This is a genomic window from Nocardia tenerifensis NBRC 101015 (assembly GCF_000308715.1).
GTDB classification, from domain to species: domain Bacteria; phylum Actinomycetota; class Actinomycetes; order Mycobacteriales; family Mycobacteriaceae; genus Nocardia; species Nocardia tenerifensis.
Window position 1 is genome coordinate 19,262 of sequence record NZ_BAGH01000048.1, and the last position, 8,892, is coordinate 28,153.

The 8,892-nt window shown below is 69.4% G+C and carries 10 protein-coding genes; 2 read left to right on the forward strand and 8 right to left on the reverse strand.

What is annotated here, in order from left to right; translation table 11 throughout:
• Positions 1-225: 225 nt before the first annotated feature.
• A complete protein-coding gene (locus ON39_RS04185; protein ID WP_040731114.1) occupies positions 226-1,281 on the forward strand; it encodes an AraC family transcriptional regulator in 1,056 nt (351 codons plus the stop codon).
• Positions 1,282-1,293: 12 nt separating this feature from the next.
• Here the strand turns inward: ON39_RS04185 and ON39_RS04190 are convergent, their stop codons facing one another.
• From ON39_RS04190 to ON39_RS04200, 3 genes are all read right to left on the reverse strand, one after another.
• Positions 1,294-1,971 carry a hypothetical protein gene (locus ON39_RS04190; RefSeq protein WP_040731116.1) on the reverse strand — a complete coding sequence of 226 codons (678 nt, stop codon included), beginning with the start codon at positions 1,969-1,971 and terminating at the stop codon, positions 1,294-1,296.
• 84 nt (positions 1,972-2,055) lie between these two features.
• Positions 2,056-2,835, reverse strand: coding sequence for a metallophosphoesterase (locus ON39_RS04195; protein ID WP_040731119.1), 780 nt, complete (start codon positions 2,833-2,835; stop codon positions 2,056-2,058).
• A gap of 152 nt (positions 2,836-2,987) precedes the next feature.
• Positions 2,988-3,422, reverse strand: a complete 435-nt coding sequence (locus ON39_RS04200) for a MarR family winged helix-turn-helix transcriptional regulator (protein WP_040731127.1) — start codon at positions 3,420-3,422, stop codon at positions 2,988-2,990.
• 87 nt (positions 3,423-3,509) lie between these two features.
• Between ON39_RS04200 and ON39_RS04205 the strand changes: the two genes are divergently transcribed.
• The gene (locus ON39_RS04205; RefSeq protein WP_083894229.1) at positions 3,510-4,154 is read left to right on the forward strand and encodes a TIGR03086 family metal-binding protein; all 645 of its coding nucleotides are present in this window, start codon (positions 3,510-3,512) and stop codon (positions 4,152-4,154) included.
• A gap of 76 nt (positions 4,155-4,230) precedes the next feature.
• On the opposite strand, the gene ON39_RS04210 is transcribed toward ON39_RS04205, so the two are convergent.
• The 5 genes from ON39_RS04210 to ON39_RS04230 form a co-directional block, all read right to left on the reverse strand.
• Entirely contained in the window at positions 4,231-5,001 is a 771-nt protein-coding gene (locus ON39_RS04210) for an RluA family pseudouridine synthase (RefSeq protein ID WP_040731128.1), read from the reverse strand.
• 55 nt (positions 5,002-5,056) lie between these two features.
• Positions 5,057-6,064 (reverse strand): adenylate/guanylate cyclase domain-containing protein, encoded by a 1,008-nt coding sequence (locus tag ON39_RS04215; RefSeq protein WP_040731130.1) that lies wholly within the window; start codon positions 6,062-6,064, stop codon positions 5,057-5,059.
• Between the two features lie 70 nt (positions 6,065-6,134).
• Positions 6,135-6,632, reverse strand: a complete 498-nt coding sequence (locus tag ON39_RS04220) for a hypothetical protein (protein WP_110293505.1) — start codon at positions 6,630-6,632, stop codon at positions 6,135-6,137.
• A gap of 103 nt (positions 6,633-6,735) precedes the next feature.
• Entirely contained in the window at positions 6,736-7,395 is a 660-nt protein-coding gene (locus ON39_RS04225; protein WP_040731134.1) for a DJ-1/PfpI family protein, read from the reverse strand.
• A 122-nt stretch (positions 7,396-7,517) separates the two neighbouring features.
• On the reverse strand, positions 7,518-8,645 hold the full coding sequence (locus ON39_RS04230; protein ID WP_246002848.1) for a lipase family protein: 1,128 nt from the start codon (positions 8,643-8,645) through the stop codon (positions 7,518-7,520).
• Between the last annotated feature and the right edge of the window lie 247 nt (positions 8,646-8,892).

Below are 8,892 nucleotides of genomic sequence, written 5' to 3' on the forward strand. Positions count from 1 at the left end.
GGGCCGCATGTCGGGCGCCGCTGCGCCGGCGCCGACCTTGTAAGGGGTTACACCCGCCGGCGCGCCGGGTCATCTTTCGCGGTGGCGGCTTGTCCGCCTCAACGAGCCGTCGCTGCAGCCGCCCTGATTGCGTCGCGGATGTCCGAGGTCGCCCGAGAGTCCGGCGAGTCGGGATGCGCGGAGCGGTTGTCAGTCGCGGAGAGGGGAGGCCGCATACTGGGCGCTGTGGAGCGGGTGCAGGATCCGGGGATCCGCGATTGGAACTTTCCGCGCGGGATAGCCAGCGTGGCGCTGATGGTCGGGTACGCGGGGGAGCAGGGGGTGCCTGCTGGGCGAGTGCTGGCGGGGACGGGGTTGGCGGAGTCTTTGCTGCGGGATCCGGACGCGCAGATCGATGCGCACATCGAGCTGACCGTGGTCCGCAATCTGGTGCGGGAACTCGCCGATCGCCCGGCGCTGGGGGTCGAGATCGGACGCCGCTATCGGATCACCACCTTCGGCATCTTCGGGTTCGCGTGCGTCAGCAGCCCGACGCTGGGTGAGGCGATCTCCTTCGCGCTGCGGTACCTGGAGTTGAGCTTCACTTTCAGCCTGCCCGTCGCGGAGTGGCGCGAGGGCGAGTTCATCGCGTGGGTGCACGACGAGCTGATCCCCGCCGACGTGCGGCAGTTCCTCGTCGAGCGTGACGTCACCGCCATGCACCAGGTGATGAGCGATCTCCTCGGCAGGCCCCTGCCCCTCGCCAGAGCCGAATTCCGTTTCCCCGAGCCGGATTACGCGGAGCGGATCGAGGCGTTCACGGTGGTGCGCCCCCGTTTCGGGCGGCCGCGCAACCTGTTCGCGATAGACCCCGTCGTCCTGGATCAGCCTCTGCCGCAAGCGAACGAGCAGACCTGGGCGATGTGCCTGGCCCAGTGTCGCGCGCTGGTGCACCGCCGCCGCGCCCGCACCGGCATAGCCGCCGACGTGCGCGAACTACTGGTCCCCGGCGCGGAGGGTTTCGCGGGCCCGCCCGGAATCGACTCCGTCGCACGCGATCTCAACATGAGCACCCGCACCCTGCGCCGCCATCTCGACGCGGCGGGCACGAGCTACCGCGCACTGCTCGACGAGGTCCGCCGCGCCCTGGCCGAGGAGATGCTCTCCACCACACCGCTTTCGGTGAGCGACGTGGCGATCCGGCTCGGCTACGCGGAGTCCTCGACGTTCATCTACGCCTTCAAACGCTGGACCGGCGTGACCCCCGCGGCCTACCGCCGCGACCGCGCCGTCCGTCGCTGACTCCGAAAAGCCTTACTCGCCTTCGCCACGCCCGGTTCTACTGCCGGCGTAAGCGAACTCGCGCACCTTGCCGATGATTCTCGGCAGCAACTCCACCCCGTCCGGATGATTGAGCATCGGATCGAAGTAGTCCGTCCGATGGTCCGCGGACTCCGACGGCCGCAGGGTGAGCTGGGCGAGGCGCACCGTCGACCCCGTGACCCCGCCCGCGAGCAGCGCGAACGAAATCGGGTGCTCCCGCAGGTGATCGCTCATCGCCGCCAGGGACGCGGAGGCGGGCTGGCCGGTGTCGGGCTCGGCGAAGATCCACCGCGGCATGGCCTTGCCGATGCGGTAGGGCATGAGGCTGCCGTACCTGGCGCGGACCCAGCCGCGGGCTGGAGTGATCAGGAACCGACTCAGCGGCCCGCCCCCGGTGGTCGCCAACGCGAAATCCCATGGCTCGTCCTGCCGGTCGAGCACCCGGAACGCGAAGCCGAGCACGTCGGGCAGCCCGCCCGGCGTCCCCGTGCCCTTCGACAGCCGGGCGATGACGGCGCGCTCACCCGTGCCGAAGAGGTGCTCGAACTCGCTCTCCGCGTGTAGCCGCCCGGACAGGTGCAGCCCTTCGGGGTGAAAAACTCGCGCGTGCCGCAGCTTGGCTCCGGCGGCGAACGTATTGCGCACTACAGAGGCGGCCAGATCGGTCATCGGAGTTCCTTCGCATCGAGGGAAACTGTCATCCCTCGACTGCCCGGCCCGGGAACGGCTAAACGAACCCCCGGCCCCGAACGGTCAGCTCGGCGCGACGCCGACCCGGCCGCCCAGCGGAACGCTGCGGAAATGCGTTGTCAGGCTGTGCTTCTCATCGATCATGTGCAGGGCGACGGCGGGGTCGGGCGCGTAGTCCATCACGTGGTCGGGCAGGTCGAGCTCCCACACGCCGCCGAGCACCGACGCGGTGCTCGGCGCCACCAGCAGCGGGCGCCCGGCGAAGGTCGTCGTGGCCGCCGAGTGCGCGTGACCGGTGAGCACCGCGACGATGCGCTTGTCGTCGGCGACGAGTTCGGCGAACTTCTCCGGCTCCTGCAGCGAGATGTCGTCGACGATCGGGCTGAACAGGTGGGCGGGGGGATGGTGCAGCGCGAGCAGCACCGGCTTGTCGGCCGGGGCGGTGGCGAGCACGTCGTGCAGCCACGTGTACGACTCGTCGGCGATGCGGCCGCTCGGCTCGCCGGGAATGCTCGAATCCAGCAGTGCCACGGTGAGATCCCCGATGCGGTGCGCGTGGTTGATCGGCGCGGTCGAGGGCGGTTCGCCGAGCAGCGTCTCGCGGAAGGCGGCGCGGTCGTCGTGGTTGCCCGGGATGGCGTACACCGGGATGTCGACGTCGAACGCGAGCCTGGCCTCGGCGTACTGCTCGGATTTGCCGGAGTCGGTGATGTCGCCGGTCACCAGGATCGCGTCCGGCCGGTGGCGTAGGCCGGTGAGGAAGGCCATGACTTGCTCGACCCGGTCGGCGTTGCGGGCGCCGAGATCGAAATGTGTGTCGCTGACCTGAGCCACCAGGATCATCGGCGTTCGCTTTCTCTGGGGGATCGCTCCGTTGCGTCAGAGTGTGCCCGCCTCCCGTGCGCGGCACCCATCAAGGCTAGTTGACCTGCGTGTTACGCGTCGCCATGAGGCTCGCCACCGACGGAAACGTGCACGCCGGTCTGTGTCCGGGCTCACGTCGCCTCGCCGACCGCGTTCGCCAGGGTTTGCAGCGATCGCAGAAACGCCCGGCGGTCGGCTGCGGGAAGCTGTGCGAGCAGGCGGTTCTCCTGTTCCTGGATATCGGCCTGCACCCGGTCGCGCAGGCTGCGCCCGGCCGGGGTGATCGACACCAGATTCACCCGCCGGTCCGCCGGATCGGGCTCGCGCCGGATCAACTCGCCGCGCTGGAGTTCGTCGAGCACCCCGATGATGCGGGTCTTGTCGGCATTGATGGCCTTGGCCAGCGCGGCCTGGGTGTAGACGGGCTCCTTGCCGAGCCCGAGCAGCACCGAGTATCCCCACATCGACAGCCCATGTCGTTCGAGCACAGGCATTTCCGCCGCGATGAGCGCCCGGATGAGCGGGGCCATCATCGCGGCGAGATCGGGGCGATGAGCTTCCGGCATGGCTAAGAAAATACTGCTTGCCAGATGATAAGCGCATGCATACGATATGCTCGTACTTATTATTGAAGCTACAGAGAGAAGCCATCGATGGCGACCGAACCCGATGTCAGCGAAGAACTGCGCACCCTCGACGCGCTGGTGAGCACCGTCGACCTCGTCGCGCTGGACGCGCAGGCCGTGCGCACCAGCATCGAGCTGGTGGAGCGGCTCACCACCGCCGACCTCGGCAAGCCGACTCCGTGCGCGGACTGGACCCTGCACGGCCTGCTGACGCACATGATCGCCCAGCATCACGGATTCGCCGCGGCGGCTCGTGGCGACGCCGATCCGGCCCTGTGGAAGACGCGCCCGCTGGGTGCGGACCCGGTGGCGAGCTACCGCGCGGCCGCCGAGGAGGTCATCGAGGCGTTCGCGGAGCCGGGCATGCTGGACCGCAAGGTCCCGCTGGTCGAGTTCAGCGCGGATTTCCAGTTCTCCGGCGCGCAGGCGGTGAGCTTCCACTTCATCGACTACGTCGTCCATTCCTGGGACGTGGCAAAGACTTTGGGCCTGCCGGTGCGGTTCGAGGACGCGCTGCTCGCGGCCGCGCTGCCGGTGGCGCAGGCCGTGCCCGGCGGTGATATCCGGCTGGCCCCCGGCGCGGCGTTCGCACCGGAGGTGTCGTGGTCGAGTGCGGATCGACTCGAGCAGATCGTCGCGATGCTCGGCCGGTCACCGGAGTGGTCGGCCTAGTCGACGCGCCGGGTACCCGAGAAGGTTGGGTGGTCTCGCAGGCCGGCGCAGTGCTGAATGCTCAAAGGGCCGGTGCTCACGGAAGCCGATCGCCGAGCAATTCGCTTGCGCGGCGGAGTATTTCGCCGGCCTCGCCGGGCTCCATCTGAACGGGTCGCCAGAACTCCGCGTCCGGCGTCGCCTCCACCTCGAGTCGCGGCGGCGTGCGCCAATCCGCCGCGAGTCCGAGCCGCCACGAATGCAGATAGGTTCGCTCGTACGCACCCGACTTGTCGAAGAGCGGATCGCCGACGATGGGGTGGCCGATCCAGGCCAACTGCACCCGGATCTGATGCCTGCGGCCGGTGATCGGGCGCAGCGCCAGCACCGCGTAGTCGTCGCGGCGCAGCACCGTCACGAAGTCGGTGCGCGACGGGTAGTTCTTGGTGTCGAGCAGATCGGCGTCCTCGACGAACCAGCGGTCCGCCGCGCGGCGAATGCTCTCCCTCGGCGCCGCGATGCGGACGCGGCTCTTGCGCCCGACGCTGAGCGGCAGATCGATCACCCCGACGTCGGGCAGCTCGCTCGACGCGACCACGGCCAGGTACGCCTTCTCCGCGGTCTGCTTGTTGAACTGCCTGGTCAACTGCCCGTGCGCGCCGAGTTCCTTGGCGAGCAGGATCAGCCCGGAGGTCACCTTGTCGATTCGGTGCACCGGGTAGAGCGTCTCGCCCGCGGCCGCCGCCAGCTCGACCAGATCGGTATCGTGCCGCTCCCCGGTGACCGAGAGTCCCGCGGGCTTGTGCAGCGCGAGGATCGCCTCGTCCTCGTCCACGAACATTCGTGCGCGCAGCCGCGACCAGTCCATTTCCACCGGCACGAGCTTAGGTCGCGCCCGCGATCGGGTGTCCGTCGCAGGGGGTTCAGCGGTGCCTCTCGTTGCGGCGCAGGATATGTGGGCGCAGCCGGTTGAATCCGCGCACGCGCACGCTGCGCAGGTTCTTGATGAGGAACTCGGGCTCGCCGTCGAGCGCGAGGGCCGCCCCGTCGTCGATGAGCACGGTGCCGGGCCGGGCCACACCGGTGAGCCGGGACGCGATGTTCACGACCGAGCCGTAGAGGTCGCCGAACCGCTGCAGCACCTCGCCGTACGCGACGGCGACGCGCAGGTCGGGCGTGCCGCCGACCATCATCGTCGACTCCTGGATGGCCAGCGCGATACGGGCCGCGTTGGCCGCGCTGTTCGCGGCGAACATGACCTCGTCGCCGACGTTCTTGACCACCCAGCCGCCGTTCTCGGTGATCGCGGCGGTCGTGGTCGACTCGAACGACTCGAGCAGCAGCGAGAGTTCGTCGGGGTGCAGGTGCCGGGTGAGCCGGGTGTAGCCGACCATGTCCGCGAAGCCGACCGCGAGTTCGCGCACCGTTTCCCCGGCCGAGGTGCCCGGGTCGAGGGAGCGCGACAGCGCGGCGGCGAGGTGGCGACGGTAGGCGTAGGTGTTCAGCTGTTCGAGCGTCGCGATGGTGCCCTCGGTCGCGGTGCGGATGGTCTGTTCCGGATCGGCGTCGGGCTCGGCCGCGGCGACGCGCTCGCCGATCTCGGCCAGCACCAGATCGACCTGCCACTCCGCCAGGCGGGCCATGCCCTGCCCCAGCGTGCGCGCGGTCGCGGCCTGCCGCCTGGCGTCGGCGGAGGACAGGATGTTCAGGCCGCGGAAGTTGCGCAGGGCCGCGATGTCGGCGTCCGTGTAGTCGACGGCGTCGTCGTCCAACCCGGCCGGGAAGCCGAGGGCCGTCCACAGGCGCTTGGTCAGCGCCGTGGTGGTCCCCGCCTGCTCGGCCACGTCGGTCCGGCTGTACTGCCGCTCGCCGTTCAGCAGATACGACTCGACGATCGACTGCACCAACTCGGCCTTATCGGTAGGCACCATGCCCGTACCTTACGACCACCGGTCCGTCACCCGCCGCAAACACCGCGACCATTGGGCGACCTCACAGGGCCTAGCCGCGCACCGCGGCGTAGCAAACAGTGAGTCCCAGCTTGTCGTTGGTGAGTCCGCCCTCCTGCGGCTGGCACACGCCATAGTCGGCTACGCCCTCGTGCACCGAGGTCACCCGGCCGATGTGATTGCCCGGCGCCGCGCAGTCCCGCTTGGGGAACCCGCCGTCGCGGGTGAAGTCGTAGCAGGTGCCCACGCGCCAATCGAAGACGAAGCAATACGTCGGCGAGACATTGCCGTTCGCGTCGCCGCTGGAGAACTGGACGGTGGCGGCCGGGTCGCTGCACGCGCCCGCGCGCGTCTTCTCCACGAGCCGATAGTTGGCGGCGAGCGAGTCGCAGTCCGCCGGTGTGCCCGCGCGGTCGGTGTAGTTGATGCAGTCGCCGACCTCGAGCGCCTCGATCGAATCCGGCGCTGCCGCAGCGATTCCCGAGCCGACGAGGCCGGCGATGGACAGGGCGCCGAGCGCTGCGGTGGTCAGTGCGGCGATACTCCGCATGACGATCCTCCCCATGAAACCCAACCGGCTCAGGTCAGCCGATGCCGCGCCTGGAAGCGGCGCAACCGCAGGACATTACCCAATAGGGTTCCGGGACAACGAATCAGGCCGGGACCGGGGCGGCGCCCGTGTTGCGCCAGACGGTGCCGCGGCGCTCGTGGGAGATCAGCTGCTCGACGGCGTGCGCGACGCGGGGACCGAGCTCGCGTTCCAGCAGATACAGGCCGACGTCGAGGCCGGAGGTGACGGCGCCGCCGTGGATCATGTCGCCGTCGTCGACGACCCGGGCGTGCACCACGTGGGCGCCGGTCTGCCCGAGTGCCGCCATGCCGAGCGGGTGCGTGGTCGCCGGACGGCCGGCGAGCAGGCCGGCGAATCCGAGCAGCAGCGAGCCGCCGCAGACGCTGGCGACGGTGAGTCCTGGGCGGTCGACGGATTCTTTCAGCAGCGCTGACAATTCGGTGTCGAGCGCGCGGGTGAGGACGGACAGCACGGTGTCGTCGCGGTGGTCGTCCTCGTCGGTGGGCATGCGGCCCATCGCGCCGGGAACGACGACGATATCGGCGCGTCCCGGATCCAGCTTTCCGTTGGCCCGCAATGAGATCGGGGGTATCCCGCTGGGCACGTCGCGCGCGCCCGCCGCGGAAACCAGCTCGACCGCCAGCGCTCCGCCGGTGAGCGTGCCGCCCGCGCCGAGCACCTCGAACGGCGCGATCACGTCCAGCGGATCGAACCCGTCGAACAGGACGAACTGTGCGAGCATCGAAATCTCCTTCTATCAGGGTGATTACGACGCTAGATGGGGCGCGGGCGGGCGAGAAGTGGGTCGATCGTCAGCTTTCGACGGATTCTCGCCATGCCGCAATCGGGCACTGCCGGAGTGGATTACCTGACGCGGGCGAGGAAAGCGTCGATGGCGGACCACATCTGCGGGTTGAGCTGAGTATGCGTGCCGGTGCCCGTGACGGTCTGGAAGTCGACGCGGTTGGCGGAGAGCTGGGCGGCGAGGGCGGCGTGCAGCGGTGCGGGGACCGTTGTGTCGGTGACGTTGAGCAGCAACAGGATCGGGGCGTCGTAGCCGCTGGTCGGCACCGTCAGATACGAGTCGTACGCGGCGCGAACCCGGCTGTCGGACAGCGGTTTCGACAACATCTGCCCGATCCCGACGCCGTCCACCCGTGCCTCGATCGCCGGCTTGCACATGGTCTCGATGTCGTCGAGCAGGGCACGGCCGAGCGGGGTCAGATATTGGTTGAAGTCGAGGTCGGGGCGGGCCGCGCGTAATCCGGCGAAGATGCTCGAGAGGAAGCCGAGCGTCTCCGCCGTGCCGGGCACGGTCGGGATGGCCGGTCCCGCGATGGGCAGCGCCTTCTCGACGTCGGACTCCGTGTCGATCGCGATGGTGCCGCGATAGTCGAGGTCCGGGGCGTAACTCGCCTGCAGGTGGCCCGCGCCGAGCGCCGCCTGCCCGCCCTGCGACGGCCCCATCGCGACCCAGGTCCGCGACAGTTCCGGGTGCGCGGAACGCGCGGCGCGCAACAGGTCGATGGTCGCGGTCGCCTCGGTTCGCAACTCCAGGTACGGGTGCGGTCCGGTGTCGAAGAGCCCGAGCCCGAGGTAGTCCGGCGCCACCACCGCGAAGCCCTGGTCGATCACCCGCCGCATCATGTCGTCTTCCTCGGCGTGCCAATGCGTGTCGGGCGCCGTGCTCGGAGCGGACTCGCCCCCGCATCCCCGGCCGAGCCCGGTCGTGCCGTGGTCGAACGCGACGACCGGCCAGCCGTCCGGCGGCGGCGCGCCCGCCGGGGTGAACAATGCTCCGCTGGCCTCTCGCGGTGTGCCGTCCGACCCGGTCATCCAGTAGGTGATCACCGAACCGTTGGGCAGCGGACGCCAGCCGTCGGCCTGCGGGGTCGACGAGATGAGCGTCCCCGGAGTTTCCGCTGTCGCCGGCGCCGCCTGGACCCCGAGGAGAGCGCTCGCCGAAACCGTGGCCGCCGCCACGGAACTCATCCAACCACGAGTAACGCGCATCGCAGATCTCTCCTAGGTGCTGGTCTTTCGTCCGGTTGAAGAGCGGCTCAGTGCAGGCGTTCAAGGTCCATATCGCCCAGCGGCTAATTGTAGGCAACCGCGCGCTGATCTCATCGTTGCCAGACTTCGTGGCGCACGGCTTCTTCCGGTGACGTGGCTGGGGTCGGCGGAACTATCCGGGTCCGTCCAGCTCTATCGCGGCGGCCCGGAGTGCCTCCGCCGTGCG